Source organism: Pantoea sp. Acro-807 (genome assembly GCF_011752675.1).
Taxonomy (GTDB): Bacteria; Pseudomonadota; Gammaproteobacteria; order Enterobacterales; family Enterobacteriaceae; genus Pantoea; species Pantoea eucrina.
Genome location: NZ_VWXE01000001.1, coordinates 1133229 through 1150986 on the forward strand (window position 1 = coordinate 1133229; position 17758 = coordinate 1150986).

Annotated in this window: 21 protein-coding genes; 12 read left to right on the forward strand and 9 right to left on the reverse strand. The window is 47.9% G+C overall.

What is annotated here, in order from left to right; all coding sequences use genetic code 11:
- Positions 1 to 38: 38 nt before the first annotated feature.
- Positions 39 to 1463, forward strand: coding sequence for a 16S rRNA (cytosine(1407)-C(5))-methyltransferase RsmF (gene rsmF, locus F3J39_RS05380; protein WP_166713968.1), 1425 nt, complete (start codon positions 39 to 41; stop codon positions 1461 to 1463).
- A gap of 196 nt (positions 1464 to 1659) precedes the next feature.
- On the opposite strand, the gene F3J39_RS05385 is transcribed toward rsmF, so the two are convergent.
- The 3 genes from F3J39_RS05385 to F3J39_RS05395 form a co-directional block, all read right to left on the reverse strand.
- The gene (locus F3J39_RS05385; RefSeq protein ID WP_166713891.1) at positions 1660 to 1827 is read right to left on the reverse strand and encodes a hypothetical protein; all 168 of its coding nucleotides are present in this window, start codon (positions 1825 to 1827) and stop codon (positions 1660 to 1662) included.
- Positions 1828 to 1994: 167 nt separating this feature from the next.
- Positions 1995 to 2132 carry a hypothetical protein gene (locus F3J39_RS05390; protein WP_158086430.1) on the reverse strand — a complete coding sequence of 46 codons (138 nt, stop codon included), beginning with the start codon at positions 2130 to 2132 and terminating at the stop codon, positions 1995 to 1997.
- A gap of 137 nt (positions 2133 to 2269) precedes the next feature.
- The gene (locus tag F3J39_RS05395) at positions 2270 to 2476 is read right to left on the reverse strand and encodes a hypothetical protein (protein WP_039384852.1); all 207 of its coding nucleotides are present in this window, start codon (positions 2474 to 2476) and stop codon (positions 2270 to 2272) included.
- 202 nt (positions 2477 to 2678) lie between these two features.
- Here F3J39_RS05395 and F3J39_RS05400 point away from each other — a divergent pair, with 202 nt between their 5' ends.
- Complete coding sequence (locus F3J39_RS05400) at positions 2679 to 2849, forward strand: hypothetical protein (protein ID WP_039384855.1); 171 nt, start codon at positions 2679 to 2681, stop codon at positions 2847 to 2849.
- A gap of 1081 nt (positions 2850 to 3930) precedes the next feature.
- Positions 3931 to 4686 (forward strand): glycosyltransferase family 25 protein, encoded by a 756-nt coding sequence (locus F3J39_RS05405; protein ID WP_166713892.1) that lies wholly within the window; start codon positions 3931 to 3933, stop codon positions 4684 to 4686.
- Between the two features lie 258 nt (positions 4687 to 4944).
- On the opposite strand, the gene F3J39_RS18805 is transcribed toward F3J39_RS05405, so the two are convergent.
- From F3J39_RS18805 to F3J39_RS05425, 4 genes are all read right to left on the reverse strand, one after another.
- Positions 4945 to 6153, reverse strand: coding sequence for an HNH endonuclease (locus tag F3J39_RS18805; protein ID WP_247648220.1), 1209 nt, complete (start codon positions 6151 to 6153; stop codon positions 4945 to 4947).
- Between the two features lie 62 nt (positions 6154 to 6215).
- The gene (locus F3J39_RS05415; RefSeq protein ID WP_166713893.1) at positions 6216 to 6845 is read right to left on the reverse strand and encodes a hypothetical protein; all 630 of its coding nucleotides are present in this window, start codon (positions 6843 to 6845) and stop codon (positions 6216 to 6218) included.
- A gap of 23 nt (positions 6846 to 6868) precedes the next feature.
- Positions 6869 to 7450, reverse strand: coding sequence for a WYL domain-containing protein (locus F3J39_RS18760; RefSeq protein ID WP_211049192.1), 582 nt, complete (start codon positions 7448 to 7450; stop codon positions 6869 to 6871).
- A 13-nt stretch (positions 7451 to 7463) separates the two neighbouring features.
- The gene (locus F3J39_RS05425; RefSeq protein WP_166713894.1) at positions 7464 to 8306 is read right to left on the reverse strand and encodes a phage repressor protein CI; all 843 of its coding nucleotides are present in this window, start codon (positions 8304 to 8306) and stop codon (positions 7464 to 7466) included.
- A 108-nt stretch (positions 8307 to 8414) separates the two neighbouring features.
- On the opposite strand from F3J39_RS05425, the gene F3J39_RS05430 reads away from it, so the two are divergent.
- The 9 genes from F3J39_RS05430 (at position 8415) to F3J39_RS05470 (ending at position 14827) form a co-directional block, all read left to right on the forward strand.
- Positions 8415 to 8816 carry a hypothetical protein gene (locus tag F3J39_RS05430; protein WP_166713895.1) on the forward strand — a complete coding sequence of 134 codons (402 nt, stop codon included), beginning with the start codon at positions 8415 to 8417 and terminating at the stop codon, positions 8814 to 8816.
- Positions 8817 to 8847: 31 nt separating this feature from the next.
- Positions 8848 to 9357: a phage regulatory CII family protein gene (locus F3J39_RS05435; RefSeq protein WP_166713970.1), complete on the forward strand. Its 510-nt coding sequence runs from the start codon at positions 8848 to 8850 to the stop codon at positions 9355 to 9357.
- 9 nt (positions 9358 to 9366) lie between these two features.
- A complete protein-coding gene (locus tag F3J39_RS05440; RefSeq protein ID WP_166713896.1) occupies positions 9367 to 9555 on the forward strand; it encodes a phage filamentation protein Fil family protein in 189 nt (62 codons plus the stop codon).
- On the forward strand, positions 9519 to 9860 hold the full coding sequence (locus F3J39_RS05445) for a DUF5347 family protein (protein ID WP_166713897.1): 342 nt from the start codon (positions 9519 to 9521) through the stop codon (positions 9858 to 9860). Before F3J39_RS05440 ends, F3J39_RS05445 begins: the two co-directional genes overlap by 37 nt.
- Positions 9861 to 9926: 66 nt before the next feature.
- Positions 9927 to 10157 (forward strand): DUF2732 family protein, encoded by a 231-nt coding sequence (locus tag F3J39_RS05450; RefSeq protein WP_166713898.1) that lies wholly within the window; start codon positions 9927 to 9929, stop codon positions 10155 to 10157.
- Positions 10157 to 10381 carry a TraR/DksA family transcriptional regulator gene (locus F3J39_RS05455; RefSeq protein ID WP_166713899.1) on the forward strand — a complete coding sequence of 75 codons (225 nt, stop codon included), beginning with the start codon at positions 10157 to 10159 and terminating at the stop codon, positions 10379 to 10381. Before F3J39_RS05450 ends, F3J39_RS05455 begins: the two co-directional genes overlap by 1 nt.
- Positions 10381 to 12636, forward strand: coding sequence for a replication endonuclease (locus F3J39_RS05460; protein WP_166713900.1), 2256 nt, complete (start codon positions 10381 to 10383; stop codon positions 12634 to 12636). The genes F3J39_RS05455 and F3J39_RS05460 overlap by 1 nt, the downstream gene beginning before the upstream one ends.
- 106 nt (positions 12637 to 12742) lie before the next feature.
- Positions 12743 to 12919 (forward strand): hypothetical protein, encoded by a 177-nt coding sequence (locus tag F3J39_RS05465; RefSeq protein ID WP_021509993.1) that lies wholly within the window; start codon positions 12743 to 12745, stop codon positions 12917 to 12919.
- Between the two features lie 336 nt (positions 12920 to 13255).
- Positions 13256 to 14827 carry a hypothetical protein gene (locus tag F3J39_RS05470; RefSeq protein ID WP_166713901.1) on the forward strand — a complete coding sequence of 524 codons (1572 nt, stop codon included), beginning with the start codon at positions 13256 to 13258 and terminating at the stop codon, positions 14825 to 14827.
- A 42-nt stretch (positions 14828 to 14869) separates the two neighbouring features.
- Here the strand turns inward: F3J39_RS05470 and F3J39_RS05475 are convergent, their stop codons facing one another.
- Entirely contained in the window at positions 14870 to 15892 is a 1023-nt protein-coding gene (locus tag F3J39_RS05475) for a phage portal protein (protein ID WP_166713902.1), read from the reverse strand.
- The gene (locus F3J39_RS05480; RefSeq protein ID WP_166713971.1) at positions 15892 to 17655 is read right to left on the reverse strand and encodes a terminase ATPase subunit family protein; all 1764 of its coding nucleotides are present in this window, start codon (positions 17653 to 17655) and stop codon (positions 15892 to 15894) included. The genes F3J39_RS05475 and F3J39_RS05480 overlap by 1 nt, the downstream gene beginning before the upstream one ends.
- Between the last annotated feature and the right edge of the window lie 103 nt (positions 17656 to 17758).

Here is a 17758-nt window from a genome sequence, read left to right on the forward strand (position 1 = left end):
GCGTGTTACACTGCGCCCATCATTTGTCAGCGCGGTAAATTGTTGTGTCCAGTCGTTTTCCTGAAGAGTTCATTACCCTCATGCGTGCCAGCCTCCCTGATGAGGCTGAACTGCAACGCTTTCTTGCTATCAGCCAGCAGCCGCTGCGCAAAAGTGTACGCGTCAACACGCTGAAGATCAGCGTGGCTGATTTTCTTACCCGCACGGCGCAGTATGGCTGGCGGCTGACGCCGGTTCCCTGGTGCGCAGAGGGATTCTGGATCGAGCGCGATGATGAGAGCCTGCCGCTTGGCAGCGTGGCTGAACATCTCAGCGGTCTGTTCTACATTCAGGAAGCGAGCTCGATGCTGCCGGTAACGGCGCTGTTTGCCGCCGCGCCGGACGCACAGCAGGTTATGGATATGGCGGCGGCACCGGGATCCAAAACCACGCAGCTGGCGGCGCTGATGCATAATCGCGGCGCGATCCTCGCCAATGAATACTCCGCCAGCCGGGTCAAAGTCCTTCATGCCAATATCAGCCGCTGCGGCGTCAGCAACGTGGCGCTGACGCATTTCGATGGCCGGGTGTTTGGCGCAGCGCTGCCGGAACAGTTCGACGCCATCCTGCTTGATGCCCCCTGCTCAGGCGAAGGCGTGGTGCGTAAAGATGCAGATGCGCTGCGCAACTGGACGCTGGCCAGCACCGAGGCGATTGCGGCCACCCAGCGCGATCTTATCGACAGCGCTTTTCACGCGCTCAGGCCCGGTGGCGTGCTGATCTACTCAACCTGTACCCTTAACACCATCGAGAATCAGCAGGTCATAGCCTGGTTGCTGACACGCTATCCCGACGCCATTGAGATCATGTCGCTGCAGGATTTGTTTGCCGGCGCAGAGGCTGCCCTGACGCCGGAAGGCTATCTGCACGTGTTTCCTCACTGCTTCGACAGCGAAGGATTTTTCGTCGCGCGTCTGCGTAAAACCGCCAGCGTGCCGGCACTGCCGGCGCCGGGCTATAAACTCGGGAAACTGCCGTTTGCGCCCGCCAGCCGAAAACTCAGCGCGGAGGTGATGCAGGCAGCGGCTAAGGTGGGCCTGCAGTGGGATGAGAGCCTGACGCTCTGGCAGCGCGATAAAGAGCTGTGGCTGTTTCCGGCCAGCGCAGAGCAGTGGCTGAATAAGGTACGCTTCTCACGCATTGGTCTGAAACTGGCTGAAACCTTTCCCAAAGGCTACCGCTGGCAGCATGAGGCGGTGATGGCACTGGCCAGGCCTGATGCATCGCTGGCGTTTGCGCTGAATGAAGCGGAAGCGGAAAGCTGGTATCGCGGACAGGATATCCATCCGGAGACACTGCCTGACCGGGATGAAGTCATCGTCACCTGGCAGCAGCAGCCGCTTGGACTGGCTAAAAAAGTGGGCAACCGCATTAAAAACAGCTATCCGCGCGAGCTGGTGCGTGACGGCCGGCTGTTTCGCTAGCAGGCTGCGGCTCATAATCTGATGGTTGAGCGTTAGTTTAACCCAACCGGCATAGTGTAATGCCGGTATGGCGTCGCCATGGAGAGCACAGCATGAAAGGCCGTAAGCAGTTTATCATTGTGTTGATTATGCTGGTGACCGGCAGCCTGCTGCTGCTGGAATCGCTGGCCCGGCTGGTGCATCTGCTGATAGTGGGTTAGCGGGTTATCAAAAATATTGCCAGCATAAAAAATGCCCAGAGACCGGTAAAGGTCATCATACCCAGCCGGCGGGTTTTTGCCTGTCCGACAATTGCACCAATAAACAGGCTGAGGATGGTCAGCGTCCCTGTCATTACCCAAAGTAAATAGTGTGTATCTGCCATTAATGATCTGTCCTGAAATATACGAAACCAGGGCATTTTATACCATTTCAGGCAGTATAACGCTGCTTTACTCTTTCCCGATCTCAGGTACAGCCAGAGAAGCGCTCATTAAAAAACCCGTATAGCGTCAGGCCATACGGGTTAACTGAGTGGTAAATACATCCCGATCAGATTCTGCGCGTGTCATCCACAGGAAGCGCGTCATCATTGGGCACAGCACCGTCATCCATGGGCAAATCTTCATCTGCACCGGGTGCCTGTCCATCATCGGGGATAGGCTGAATATCTTCTGGACGTTCTGACATATTTACCTCCTGACCCTGGGTTGGGTATTTTCAGTATAGGCACTGCTGTCTGACGCTCTGCGGCAGCCTGAGGGATATGTGCGCCAGCCGCAGAAAAAAAGATAAATGTCACACCACTCTTATTTAGCGTCTACGCGTTATTTCCCTTTATCTTCCCAGGGATCTTTCTTTTCATCTTCACTGCTGTCACGCGTACGGGGAATTTCGCCATGCTCATCCGGCGCGTCCTGAACCGGATGGTCATCCTCTTCATACGCATTTCCGGCAGAGGGGGCCGCTTCAGGCAATCCTTTGGCTACATCGCCCTCATGTTTACGCTCTTCATTACTGTTATGTTTGAACATGTTCGCCTCCTGTCATCAAGAACCTAAGTATAGGCAACAGAAGCAATGACGCCATGAATGGCGACGTCTGAGATAAAAATCTGGCCTTACAGCTGTTTTAATCAGGACGATAAAATTAAGCCAGCCGCTGCCGTCAGCGCACAGATTTATCAGCTAGGGTTAATGTGCAACGCCGGGTTGCCTGTTAATCAAGGAGTCTCTGATGAAGCTATTTTTTAGTGGATTAATTATCTCTGCCAGCCTGCTGATGCTGGCCGGTTGTCAGCAGCCGGAACGCCCGCTGGGGCCGGATGGCCGCCCTGCTCCGCCGATGGAGCATCCGGTGCCCGGCGGGCCGATGAGTAAAGGCCCGGCAGGCCAGCCTGAAGCCTGAGCGCCTGCCAGGCGCTGGATTATTCTGTAGCCATCGGGGTAGATGCTGTCGTCAGCAACAAGTAAAAAGGCCACCCTGAGGTGGCCTTTTGCGTGGCAGAGATCGGTTATCTGTGAAGCATATCGTTATTCATTTTAAGCTTAGCTAACGTATTCATCGCCGCAGGGTTAAGAGCAACCATCGCTGTTTTACAGAATATGCACTTAGCACCCGCCGGATTCTTCTCAGAAACGTCAAATGCGGATTTGCGATACTGCGAGCCCAGACAGTGAGGGCAACGCATAGAAATTGAAACTGAAATAATTTTTATATCCTTTGGTTTAAAACGGCCTTTCGCGGCCTGTCTGTTTATTGTTAAGGGTACAGCATGACTCTTTTTTACAAAACTCACCCTTTGCTATAACAATATAGTACAAAAAAAGAGTTTTGCTGTGTTTTTAAGATCGATACGGACTAAAACATCTGTAACTGAGACAGCCCAACCTGAAGTTAGTGCGGCAGGTAAACCACTTTATTCTCTGAACTTAATCAGTTAGCGGTCTGTCAGCGTCACCGCCGTCACGCTGAATTCAGACAAAACGCAGGGCGATAATGCTGTTTCAGAATAATCACCCGGCATGATTAAATTTGACGAAGTGTGATATCCGTCCTTGACTTTGTCTGTACATATCCGGGAGGGCTAACCATGACTGAGCTACTGCACATTATTTCTGTAGGCACACTCGTTGCAGGTATTTATCTGCTGGAGTGAGCGCTTTACCCGCTGCTGCGCGCGCTTTGCGGGCAGCAGCGGGCAAAGGAAAGGCCCTGCCGAAGCAGAGCCCTGAATTGGTGCGCCTGTTGATCATCATTGATTAGCAAACAGTCCGTCGTTAGATGCGGCGCATTGAGCTGTTACCCTTTAAGCGTAGCCTGTGTCAGCAATAAGGCAAACTTTTATCCTGTTTTATCCGGCTTACAACCTGCAGAACGCAGCCTGTTACCAACTGAGGCCATATACTCAGCAAGATTATTTATATGATAATATCTGCATTATTCAGGTCATGAATACAGAGGAAACGCACATCGCGCCCGGCAGATAATGAAAATTTTTATTGTAAACTTAAAAAGATCGGTTGAAAGACGGAATAAAATTGCATCCCAGCTTGATGCACTTAATCTTGATTATGAATTTGTCGAAGCGGTCGATGGCACGCTCATGACAGCCGATGAACGAGCTGCCGCAAGCGCAACCATTAATTATGCGTTTTTACCCGGAGAGATTGGGTGTGCATTAAGTCATCAAAAAATTTACCAGAAAATCGTCGACAGCAATATTGAAGCGGCAATGATTCTGGAAGATGACATTATTTTCACTCGCGAAGCCAGGGACGTACTGGAAAAAATAAATCCCGCCAGCCACAGACCAGAAGTGATCCTTTTTAGCCGTGCAAACAGTTATTTATTATCGCCTGTCTCTCATTTAACCCATAAACATACTCTGCATAAAACGCTGCAGGCCACCACCACTCACTCCTACGTAATTAACCACAAAGCCGCGCAATCTCTGTTAAAAAACCTGCACCCTATTTGGATCACTGCAGATAAGTGGACGCTTTTTGAAGAGCACGCTTTTGTAAGCGTTTTTTCAGTGATTCCGCATCCGGTTCAACTCTCTGAAGAAGCCAGCCAGTCTACAATAAACGGTAATAATGATATGAGTGAGATTGCCCGGCAAAAAAAGGTTATCTGGAATCAACTTATGTCATCACGACCGTTAAAAGCCAGGTTAAAACACCGTTTCCGGCGAGCGATCGTTCCACTGTTTTATAAAATAGTGGATCAGGGAAAGGGATAACGCTTCTGTTCTGTCAGGTAGCTGACTGACTATCCGCTAACGCCTGGATTTACCTGTTCAGAACCAGTGCGAGTGCCGTCCGGAGTGAGATGTCGGGTAAATGCTGGGAAACCCCTGAGTTATCTTTCAATAACAACCAGTTAAAAAAAGACCCAATACTAATATAACCAATATAAAACAATGAGTTGTAACCAATCATGGCGATCTATTGGCTACAACTCAACAAACTGTTTCTAGCTCTGGTATTGAACTGCTGTTTTAAGAAGCTTCCTTCTCAAAGAAAGCCTTCCGATGCCAGCACATGTACTCTGCACTTTTAGGGTCTAATGTGATTTGCAGATTTTGATCTAGACCAAGGCTCGTCATTGTTTCAGTATTTTTCAACTTTCTTGATAAGATAATCTGTCCATTATCTTCAAATGTTATTAATAACTTATCAAATAGAGTATCCATATTTGCTGACAGCAACAAACCATTATAACAGTCTAATCTTTCGGTATTATTAGACTTGCTCCACGGTTTTATGTGACTAGCTCTAAGCAACTGTTCTACATCAATACCCGTAATTATACACTTGCTGTACATACGAATTAGTTGCTGCCTAAACTTCCCTTGCCCTAGTCTCGCTTCAATCAATTGTTCTTTCGATGTTTCAGGTAAAGTTACATCACTAACAATCTTTTCGATGTCGTTTTTTGTAGAACTTTCAATTTTCTCAGCATTCGTATCTTTGAATATTATTTTGAATCCATTCTTTTCAAGAATGTCAAAACATGGTGATCCTTTACCACCAGAGAACTCATCTGAAAATAACGGCCTATTGATGATTTTTTTAGCACTAAACCCGAAGATAACTTTTGGTGGGTATGTTGTTCCATTGTACAACAAATCATATTCAACAGAATTTGCGTATTTAAACGACTCAAAGTTAATGTGTTTGAAATCATCAATAATTGATTTTATGTCATCGTGATTTAACTCATTCAGTAAAACTTTTAAATCATTTACTCTAACACCACTTCCAACATTTAACTCAATGACATTTGATTTATCAACGTAAACTCCTGCTCTAGATAAGAGATAATATGCGATCAATGGCTCAAGATTAAAACAATATCCTTGATTAGGTATTCCATCAGCATTTAAAGGGTAATACTTTTCACTTTTATGCTCTAGCAAATAACTCTTGTTTTTTTCAATGTTAATCGGCTTGGATAAGCTAAAGACTTTGATTTGAACTTGCCATTTTTTTCCTGACTCATCTGATGATTCTTCAGAATTTTTTCTGGCGATAGCAATGTGGTTTATAATCCCCTTGCAGCATAAAAAAACCACATCGCCGGATTCAACATTCTTAAGATTTTTACGGTGGTGCTTTTCTGTTTTAGCTGGTCTTGCAGTCAAGATTGAATCTTTAAGTTCTTTTTTTTGTGATTTTAAGTTTTGAGTAACCCAATAATATTTCATTGGCACCTCTGAATTAAATGGTTAATAAAGTGAGTATAAGAAATAATGTTTTTGATGAATTATTATGGAGTTGCATGTCGTTGAATCATTTTCTTTGCATCAATCAATCTCACTGCTGTAACAAGATTCGCATATGCGAAGAAAAAGCCAATGAAAAATGCATACATCACTAAACCTATTTTACCTATTGCATGAATCTCATTGAATTTAGCAACTACTTGCGATGGCTGTATCACCAGCAATAACATTGGTGTCATAAAAATTACTAGACCAAAGATAAATGAAAGCAACCTCGTTATTATTATCAAGTTGAAATAGATCACACTTGCATATCGTTTTTGTTTCCAGAGAAATGATAATGGCTCAGTGGCAATATCTAAAAGCCCCCGGCACTTAACAAATAGCTCAATATCTCTTGTAGGATTTTCACTTTGAACTAAAGCTTTTCGTTGTTGCAGACTCAAAAAGCTTTCTTTAGTTATTGCAGCATAACCATACTCTATGGATAGCCTCTTTAGTCCCTCATCATCATTTATTTTATAGAGATCGTAACACATCTTACTGAGCTTTTCTCTTTCCTCAAAAATACGTTTCTTAGTTAAAAAAAACTCTTTGAAAAAAGAAAGCACCGTCACTAAAGCCAAAATAATTGGCAGTATTACTTTGACAAATGTATCAAGTATATCTGACATGCGATTGCTCCTTGCACCGTAGGTTATCTTGCTTCCATCACTTCAGCCCACTCGTAAGGCTCTATAGCTTCCCCTGTATCACGAATGATGATGTCGCCTTCAATGCGGTCGAGTCTAAAAGTTTTAAATTTACGAGATAAATGACAATAGCCCTCAACGTACTCACCATCAAAGCTCTTCACATCAACGTCTCGGAAACTGCTTTCACCTTTACTATTCACATATGAAAAAGCAATGTTTTTGATTTCTGCATCTTTGTCTTTAGCATGATTAACAGAGCGATAGTTACTTGATTCTTTCCTATTGCTGGGTAGATCAAATTCTCTCGCCGCATCAGCGTAACCGCTCAGTTCATCATTGTGATTTGCAGGCGCTTTGTAATTCCGGTTGCAATACCAGACAACAAATGCCCCAATCAACATCATAATTGCAGAAACCAGAACTGAATTAGATGGCGGCACTGCCAAACCGGCAGCAGTTAAGAAATACCACGCTGAAAAAACACTTTTTCCAACTTTCTTGGCGATGCTTTGATGCTTAATACAAATGCTGCGTATAGACCAGATAGCTAAAATAAAACCTAAAACTACAAAAATCGTATCCATGATTCATCCCAAATTAAAAATTATAATCCATCGTTAAAACTACCTTTCCAGCAGTTTTTACTTCCTCAGCGCCACAAGTGAAATTTGTGCCCTTATTAGTGACGCTAATTTTTCTTCCCGGTAAAAGAGCAATGTCATAAACATCATACTTACCATCAATTCCTAGCAGCCAGCGTCCATTACTAATATCGCCAACATTCATGTCCACTACCCACGCAGAATTGCTGCTCGATATAAACACCGGTTCAGCAAGATTATGAGATATAAAGTCGAGATTAATTTCCCACAGACCAGCATCTTGAAGGATGCCAGCTACTAAATTTTTCCGCGGAATAGCATTGCTAGTTGATTGCGTAATCGTGTCTGTATGCCGCCTGCCCTTTCCTGTCGCCAGCCAGTGAAGATCGACACCTGTCTCTAATGCGCACGCTACTACGACGTCACCGGGAAAATAGTTTCTTCTTACCCAAGTGCTAACCGTACCTGATGAAATTCCGAGTAACTCACAAAGCTGTTTTTGTAACGAGAATCCGTATGCATCCAAGATTCTGCGCAACACCGCTTTTCCTCCATTGGAGGTGATTTCATTCAAAAGACGCTCACCAGAAGGCAGCTCTACGCCCCGCTCACGGTTTGCTTTTGCAAGTTTTCCATTCACAAGCCATTGAAGGTCTACGCCTGTATCAAGAACACACTTGATGATTGCACTACCCGGTACGCTGTTACGTTGAGACCACGCACTTACGTTATTCGATGGCACATCAAGAGACTCAGCCAAGGCGCGTTGTGTCGTTACACCATAAGCCGAAAGCAATCTCTCAATTACATCTTGAGCATTTGACTCTAAGTTAGACATACAGAAACAACCACAAAAGTAGTTTAAATGAGCACAATTGTGATCTACCGTATGCACACACCACATGTAACACCGTAGAACACACTTACCAACTGGAGATACTGCGTTATGCATACTGAAAATGCAAATAGCCAGAACGCATTTGACTTAGTGCAATCTAAAGAATTCATTGCCAATGTCGCTGCAATTCTAATGCCCGCTATTAGCGAGGTGGTTAACGATGCCGTAAACAAAGCTGTCACGTTAGCAACTTCACCAACCATGTCTAAGCAAGACTTCGCCGCAGCCAACCGCATCAGCGACTCGGTGCTGGAGAAGTGGATATCTAACGGTGTTGTATTACTCGCCCCTACACCGTCTTTCACATATACCCAAAACCGCACCAACAAAAAGACCGGTGAAAAGGTCGAAACCACCATGACCAAACATGGCAATCCGCTTATCAATGTTGCCGCTTGGCGTGAAAAAAACCGTCAACACGCAATCAAATGTCGCTACATCAAACCCTAATTTGATTTTGCAAGTTGAGGGCATTTCAAACATGTTTGATTTCAAGGTTTCTACCCATACGCATTACGACGATGCCTGCCGCAAGTTCGCGTTAGCGCACAACATGGAAGACGTTGCGCAGCAAGCTGGCATGCGCGCGCAAACGCTGCGTAACAAGCTGAATCCCGACCAGCCGCACCAGCTCACCGTGCAGGAAGTGTTAACGCTCACCGATGTCACCGAAGATGCGACGCTGATTGATGGCTTGCTTGCGCAAATCCAGTGCTTGCCTTGCGTGCCGGTCAACGAAGTCGCCAACGACAAGCTGCCACTATATGTGATGAAAGCCACCGCTGAGGTTGGTCAACTCGCTGCTGGCGCGATCTCTACTGAGCAATTAAGCGCGAGCTGCAAACGCGGTCTACTGCAAAACGTTAATAGCGGTATTCGCTGCTTAACGCTGGCCGCAATCGCTGTTCAAGCGCGCATACAGGCTAACCCTGCTTTGTCTTCTACAGTCGATGCGATCAGTGGCCTTGGCGCTTCGTTCGGCGTGGTGTGAGGTGCAGCCATGATTTCATTTGCTGCACAGCTCAAGAGGCAAAGTCCGTCAATGTCCTACGGGCACGGATGGATTTTGGGTGACAACGGTAAGCGCTGGCATCCGGTTAAACAGGTTTCATGCGCACCACGTTCTCAGGCAATACCCAAGAGAGGCAAATCATGGCTATTGAAGGCGATTCAATGCTTGTCGAGTTAAGTGCCGGTCAGCGCGTCGCGGCACTCAATCACGTTGCGTTATTGCGTTCGCAATTTAAGGGCGGAGACGGTGAAAAAGATTTATCACGATTCTTCGACTCAATACGTGATGTGAGAGACAACAACTACCAGGACAACAAACGCGCACTTAGCGCAATCTTTTTCCTGGCTAACATCGGTAAAGACCGACACAGCGCTGATTTTAGCGAATTAAGCACCGATGAAAAAACTGCAGTCGTTCGTGCAATGAACCAATTAAAAGCCGTTGTGAGTTTATTCCCTAAGCGAATGACGCTTTCTAACTAAATAACTCAATGCAATTAACTGGCGTAAACCCGCCGGGATTCACTTTGCCTAAAAACAGGAAATTACATGCTGAATAATTCATCCCAATCTAAACAAATGGCTTCATATATCGACCTCGACATGATGCTCAATGACGCGCGAAAAGAAGAACGTCGCGATCGCGCTGACTTGATGGTCAATCGTCTGAACATATTGGCCTCGAAAATCCGTCACGACGAATTATCGTCGATTGAAGCCGCCGAACTGCTCCATCAGGAAATCGAAAAAATCCAAACGCAAATCGCGGAGGCGCACTAATGGCTGATTCAATGGACATTATGCAGCAGCGCACCGAGGAAATGCTCGAACGTAACATCGCGCTCATCGTTAACCGCGCCCCTGCGATTAGCGCTTCTTTCTGCGAAGATTGTGATGCCCCAATCCCTGAACTGCGCCGCCGCGCCTATCTTGGCGTTACCCGCTGCGTCTCTTGTCAGGAAATTGAAGAACAGCGCGGCAAACACCAGCAGGCCAAAGCCTGATGTCCGATACATATGCTTACCCGTGGAATGCTCCACGGGAAGCCATCGCCAGCCCCTATCCTACCTATGACGAGATCCACCGTCGCAATCTTCTGAATGCTCAAAAAGCTGAGCAAATAGCCAAGCTGAGTCACGCTTATGACCTACTCGAAAAGCAGCCTCAGATTGTTCAGTTTGATATCAAACGCCGTATGGCCGAACTTGAAAAGTCACAGGGTGAAATCCGTGCCAATGCGTACTTAACAAAGACATTTGTTGAGCGCACATTGCCACGCGTTGAATGTGTGAACACCAAGTATCGCCTAGGCGAGATGAAGGCCGGAACGCAAACCCTACTCACTAATAATTCAGACAATGCAAAAGGCTCAGCAAGAGCAAGTGGCGCGCTATGGGAATTGATGCGTCGTTTTAACCGCTTGCCTGATATGGCTCGTGCCGATGTTGATTTACTGGCGGGTGACATTGCCAACTTTACTCTGGCTGAACTGGTGCAAGCACATGCTCAATCTGACAGCGAATCAGATTACAAATACACACATCGCATCTACATGACCGCAGCCACCATCACCCGCGAATTCGACCAGATTCCGCCACTTTGGGAAAAGGTCACGTCTCGATTCTTTGAGCCGGAAGAAGTCACACCTGCGATTTTGCGCATGCAGACCGAGAAATGGTGGAAGGGTCGCCTGCGTCGTATAGCGGCATCATGGCGTGAACATCTGCAAATCGCCCTCGCCAACGTCAGCAAAAAGCACACGCCCTACGCAAGCAAAATGACGGTATCAGAGTGGCGCGAGGAAAAGCGCCGCACGCGTGAGTTTCTTAAAGGGCTTGAGCTGGAGAATGAGGAAACCGGCGAGAGGATCAGCCTAATCGACAAGTTTGATGCAAGCGTATCGAATCCTGCCATTAAGCGCTGCGAGTTGATGAATCGCATTCGCGGATTTGAAAACATCTGCAACGACATGGGCTTTGTCGGTGAGTTTTATACGATCACCGCGCCTTCTCGCTACCACGCCACTATCAAGACCGGTCATCGTAACCGCAAATGGAATGGCGCCAGCCCGGCAGACACACAGCGTTACCTTTGCAACGTGTGGCAGAAAATCCGCGCCAAGCTGCATCGCGAAGAAATCCGTATCTTCGGCATTCGTGTTGCCGAACCCCATCACGATGCGACCCCACACTGGCACATGCTGATGTTTATGCTGCCTGAAAATGTCGATCGTGTGCGTGAGGTAATTAGCGACTATGCATGGCGTGAAGATGGTGTAGAACTAACCAGCGAAAAAGCTCGCAGAGCACGCTTTCATGCCGAAGCCATTGATCCCGACAAGGGCAGCGCCACCGGTTATGTGGCTAAATACATTTCAAAAAACATCGATGGCTATGCGCTCGACGGCGAGCTGGACGACGAAAGTGGTAAAGAACTTAAAGACACCGCGCCCGCCGTTTCGGCATGGGCTGCGCGTTGGCACATTCGCCAGTTCCAGTTTGTTGGCGGTGCACCGGTCACGGTATATCGCGAACTGCGCCGCATGGCCGACAGCGAAACCGCGCATGGACTCAGTATCGAGTTTGCGGCCGTGCATGACGCTGCCGATGCAGGTGATTGGGCTGGCTACGTTAACGCACAAGGCAGCGCATTTGTGCGTCGGGATGAACTGGCCGTGCGCACATGGTATCAACCGAGCGAAGATCTTAACGCTTACGGCGAAGAAACCGTGCGTGTAAAAGGCGTGTATGCCACCGATGCTGGCGCAGATACGCCAATCCTAACCCGACTGACTCAGTGGAAAATTGTGCCGAAGCGTGCCGTTGATTTGGCCGTTGACGTTAAGGGCGCGTCCGCGCCCTCTTGGAGTTCTGTCAATAACTGTACGGCGTCGCCGCCAGTTGATGTCCCTCTCGATTTGTCACGGCCGCCAACGCGAGCAGAAAGACGGCGAATTTTGCGACGACTGCATGAAAGCACACCTGTTAAGCAGCGAAAACAGTCACCGCCAGCGCCAAACGCTCAGCAATTAGAGAAACGCGAACAGCTTAAGGAGATATTCCACGATGTCTCGCGTTTGTACCTGTCCGAAGGTGAGATCACCTGGATGATGAGCGGCCGAAAACTGAAAGTAGGTGAGCAAACATTCTGGAGCGGCAGCAGCGGGCATCTGTTCCGCGATCGGCGTAAAGCATCCACCGCCCTTAGCAGGTTTGAGGCATTGGCTAAGAAATGTATGGGCAAACGCAGCGCTCAATAAAACAGCATTTAACTTACAAAAAACCATGCGAATCTTTACGGTTCCTAAATCACATGATACTGTTCATTCATACAGTATAAAAATTCATTGAGGAGTTAATTAACTGATGGACTTAGACAATCTGAGCGAGACCGTTGCACGCATTCAGTTTATCGCCGACGTTTCGCTTGTCGCACACTGCAAAGAAAATGAACTAAAATTGGCACTGTCGATGATCAGTGAGATGGCCGGAAAGATTGATACGGCGATTTATCAGGATGCCATTTTCCGCCAGGCTGAATGATTGAATGTCGGTAACTCCCTTGCCCTAGGCCACCATTTCGGTGGTTTTTTTCATGCTGCAGCAAAGCGCATTCTTGTGCATGATTTTGCATGATCCAGATTGGATCGCCGATCGCTACAGCGCCCATAGCTGGCGCGGCTTGACTAGGCGCATGCATCTGCATGTAAAACGATGCATAAAGCGGGCAGGCGTGGCGGGGATAGCATTGCGCGCACGAGACCATTCTCAGCTTGACGAGGTAATACTATTGACTGTAAATACTAGAATGTTTAATTATTAAACTGCATTCAATATCGTATTGTTGTAATTAATTAAAATTAACACGCAGAGGATTGCATGGCTCAAAAAATTGGTACGATGGGCGAAAGTTATTTTAACTTTTTGTGTGCATCTGAGAATATCAACTGTAATAAGTCAGAAGAAGACATGGCAGGTTGGGATTATATTTTGGATTTCCCATTGGAAAATACATCTTCTGGTTCTGATACCGCTACAGGGCCTATTGAGTGCAAAGTACAAATCAAGTCTACGACTAAGGACAGAAAATTTTCGGCAGTTAAGCTTTCTAATCTTTTGCGGTTTTGTAAATCACCTCTCCCAACCTTTTTTCTTTTTCTTGAGTTTGGCAATAAAAAAGTACCCCAGAGCCTTTACCTTGTTCATTTTGATGAAACTTTAATTGAAGAAACTTTAAAAAAAGTTAGAGCTGCAGAGCAAGGAAAAAAGAAAAAGAAGCTTCACAGCTCAACCATGAGAATTAGCTACGATAGTGCCCACAAGTTAGCAGGAGTAACGGGGGTAGAATTAAAAAAATCTATTGAAGGATTCATTCTTAATGGCATGAGTGAATATGCGAAAAAGAAAATAAGCTTTACTGAAAGTGTTGGGTTTGAATCAGGGTCTGGAGTTTTAAAATTCACAACCACTAACGAAGATTCATTGAGCAGGATGATAGCAGCCAGTTTAGGATATGATGATGACATCCCTGTTTCAGATATTACTATCAACCAGAAGCGTTTCGGAATAGAACTAGCAACGCCACTGCACAAAATAGATAAAGGAATAATCAAAATATCTTCGCCAGCGAATCATCTAAATATGATTGTAAAATTTAGAGAGGACAAATATTCATCGCCTATAAGTTTTCGCGCAAAAGCATATATACCCCCGATTCCAAATCTACCACAGCATTTATTAAGAATTCGCCTTAAGACCGCATTCTTTGATTTAATGATTGGTTTTGGTGATAATACGTCCACTTATCAAATGTCCATTGGGACTGAAAAACACTCTGTAAATGATTTATTGAATCAAGCAAGGTTGATGCAATGGATGTGTTTTGATAAGAGAGATATATTGCTAGATATAGAATTAGAGGATAAGCCAGAGTTAAAAGTCTCCCTTTCCATAAAACAAAAAACAGATGCGCTACATTCGGAAATTGAAAGTTGGAAGGGGGAGGTTGAAAATATTGAAAGGGCTTATTGGATAACAACTAAATTTAAACTAAATGACATTTTAAGGCTCAGCATTAACGATACTTACAACAGTAGAGAAAAAATAGAGAACTTTTATAATATTTATCATATTGCTTTGGGGGACATGAGATTAACTTATGGTGTAGATGGCGAAGGTTATGAACCCGAGGTAATTAAAAAACATTGTGCAACATATGTTTTCCATCTATGGTTAGGTGGAGTGCTAATAGCAACCATCCTAACTATTAAAGGCACGCCTGAGAAAGTAAGTGACTCTGAATACAACTTGCTAGTTACAGAAAGAATAATCGAAAAAGAACTCGTTAGTTTTGATGATCTGGATGGATTTAGACAACATCTAAGAGACGAAGTATTAGCAATAAACAAAAAAAATCATGATATGGGCTACATAGTATTAAATAGAATATAATTATTAATGAAGAGTGCAACGCTTTGGTTGCACTCTATAGTATTAAAAGAGGTACTCTTTAAAATTTAAAATGTCACTCCCAATCCAATCATTCAATTCTTTCATTCTTTCTTGCAGCGGTGTCAGTTCATTTCGTACAAACACCTGCGCCGCCTTCACCGCATCCCCGAACCCGCCCGCGCTGTCTGGGATAATGCCCATCATCTGCGGTGGCACACGGTGCGCACTTAACAGGTCGTCGCGGCTTGCCTTCTTGATGTTAAAGAAATCGTCTTTCGTCGCCACCTCACTGAGCGGCAAAATCTTGATGCCGTCGGGCTTGCCGTTGGGAGCGTACATAAACAGGTTGCGGAAGTTGCCGATTCCTTTGGTACCGCGCATCGCCTGTCGCATGCGCTCAATGTCGCTGCTGCTCTGCGCGGCGTCGGTCATATACAGGATGTAACCCGCATGCGCGCCGTTCTGGTAATACTTGCGGCGGAACAGCGTGGCGGCTTCGTTCAGCCAGGCGGAATTAAGCGCGCTGAGGTATTCCGGTAGGCCGTAAAGTTCCTGATTCACGTCCGGCTCAATCAGGTGGAACACCTGATCCGCCTCGAACTGGTGCGCTTCCTTCCACTCGTTCACAAACCAGTAAACGCCCTCCTCCACGCCGCGTCGCGTGTACTTGGCCGGTGACGTTTCCAGACGCAGCGGTTTACCGAGCGCGTTACGGCGCAGCTCTGCGAAGGCGTTACCAAACACCAGATAATCGAGCGCAAACTTGCTGAACTCCTGCTGGCTCAACAGCGGGTGCGGGATAAACGTCGAGGCCAGAATGTTGCGCTTCACATACAGCGGCGAGCTGTGATGTACCGCCGATCGCAGGCTTTTGGCGAGGCCGTGGAAGCTGACCGGCGGCTCGTACCAGCGGCCGTTATGGATGCACTCGGCGTAATCCATTATGTCACGCTTATCGAGAACCGCCGTCGGCTCGCCGAAGCTAAACGCCTCGAACGGCTGCGATGATGCCTGCGCGGGCTGAGTTGATGCGGTGAATGCCTTGCGGCGGTTGCGTTTGCTCATCAGTAAAATTCCATAAATGAAGGGTTAGCGCCGCCGCTGGCAGCGGTGAGCGGTTCGTTAAGCAGTGCATGCATGATTGCCCACGCGACGTCGGCGTGGCTGGCTTCCTCGCTGCGGCTGGCTTCGTAGGTTGAGCGGTTGCCGCTGGCTGTCATGGTTTTGCGGATCGCCATAAACGACTGCGTGATGTCGGTCTGGCCTGCGTCGTATTCGAGTCGCCCGCTGCTGATGGTATCCTTCGCTTTCAGCACCATTGCGGTTTTAACTTCGGGCGAATATTTGATTTCCCGCGCCGCCGGAAAGAACTGGCGCACGAGCTGAAACACGCCCTGACCGATGCCGGTGGCATCCACGCCGATGTATTCCACAGTGTACTTTTCGGTGAGTTCTTTAATCGACTGCGCCTGCGCGGCGAAGTCCATGCCGCGCCACTGGTGGCGCTCCAGCACGCGGAACTTGCCGCCCGCAACCAGCGGCGGCGCGATCACCGCGCATCCGGCGCTGTCGCCGGTGTGCAACGGGTCATAGCCAATCCACACCGGCCGGTAATCGAACGGGCGCAGCGCATACGGGTTGAAGTCATCCCACTCTTCCATACTGTCCACCATGCAGGTCTGCAGCTCGGCGAACGGGAACACGCTGGCTTCGTCGTCCACGAACTCACACATCAGCAGGTTCTGATACTCCGCCGGGCTGTATTCGAGCTGCAGCTGATCGATGTCGAACAGGTTGCAGCCGCCCGTCAGCGCGTCCTCAACGGTGACAATCTGCCGCCACTGCCCGTCGCCGCACAGCGCGCCTTTCGCCAGATGCGAGTGTGAGAGATCCAGCTCGATGCGGTCATCACGGTTGCGTCGCCCCTTGTTGAACAGCTCGCCAGACCAGAACGGATAGGCGCTGTGCGACAGGCTGGAAGGCGTGGAAAAATAGGTGGTGCGCCACTTCTTGTGCAGTGACATGCCGCTGGCAACCTTGCGCAGTTCCTGAAACTTGGGGATCCAGAAATATTCATCCAGGTACAGATTGCCGGTGTAGCTCTGAGCGGTGCGGACGTTGGTGCCGAGAAAAATCAGGCGCGCGCCGTTGGGCAGCACAATCGGATCGCCTTTGAGGTCAACGTCAGCCTGTCGGGCAAAGTCGAGAATGTAGTTTTTGAAGACGTGCGCCTGCGCCTTGCTGGCGGACAGGAAAATCTGGTTGCGCCCGGTGGTCAGCGCGTCGATCAGCGCCTCGCGGGCAAAGTAGAACGTCGCGCCAATCTGTCGCGACTTGAGGATGTTGCGGATGCGGTGCGCCAGCCCGGCTTTGTGCCAGTTGAGCTGATATTCAAAGCAGTTATCCATAAACAGGCCGGTGAGCTTCTCGATCTGCTCGTCGCTGAACACGTTTTTAATCACCGGCTGGCGCTCGCCTTTGTTGCGATTGCGAACGTTGGGATTTAAATCCGCCTCGTTGCCGCTGCTGCGGTAACGCTCAACCCGCGCCAGCCGCTCAATCTGGCGGCCAAGCGCGTCTGTCTCTTTGTAATCCCCATTTCCCTTGACCTCTTTCATGATGAGCTGGATCAACCGCGCTTCCATACTGGCTTCCACACGACTGATGGGCGCGATGCTGTCCCATTCGTCGCGCAGCTTCCAGCTCTGCACGGTCGGCGTTTTTTGTCCGATCGCTTCCGCAATCTGGCGCACGGAATATCCCTGCCAGTAAAGCAGCGCAGCCTGACGGCGCGGATCGCTGATGATGGTGCCGGGTGTCATGTTCATGCCGCTAAGGCTACCGGTGGCGGAAATGGCGCGCCTGCGCTGGCTGTTTGCTGGTACGTGAGCGGGCTGGCTTTCGTTGAGGGATGAGGTGGCGACGGGGAAA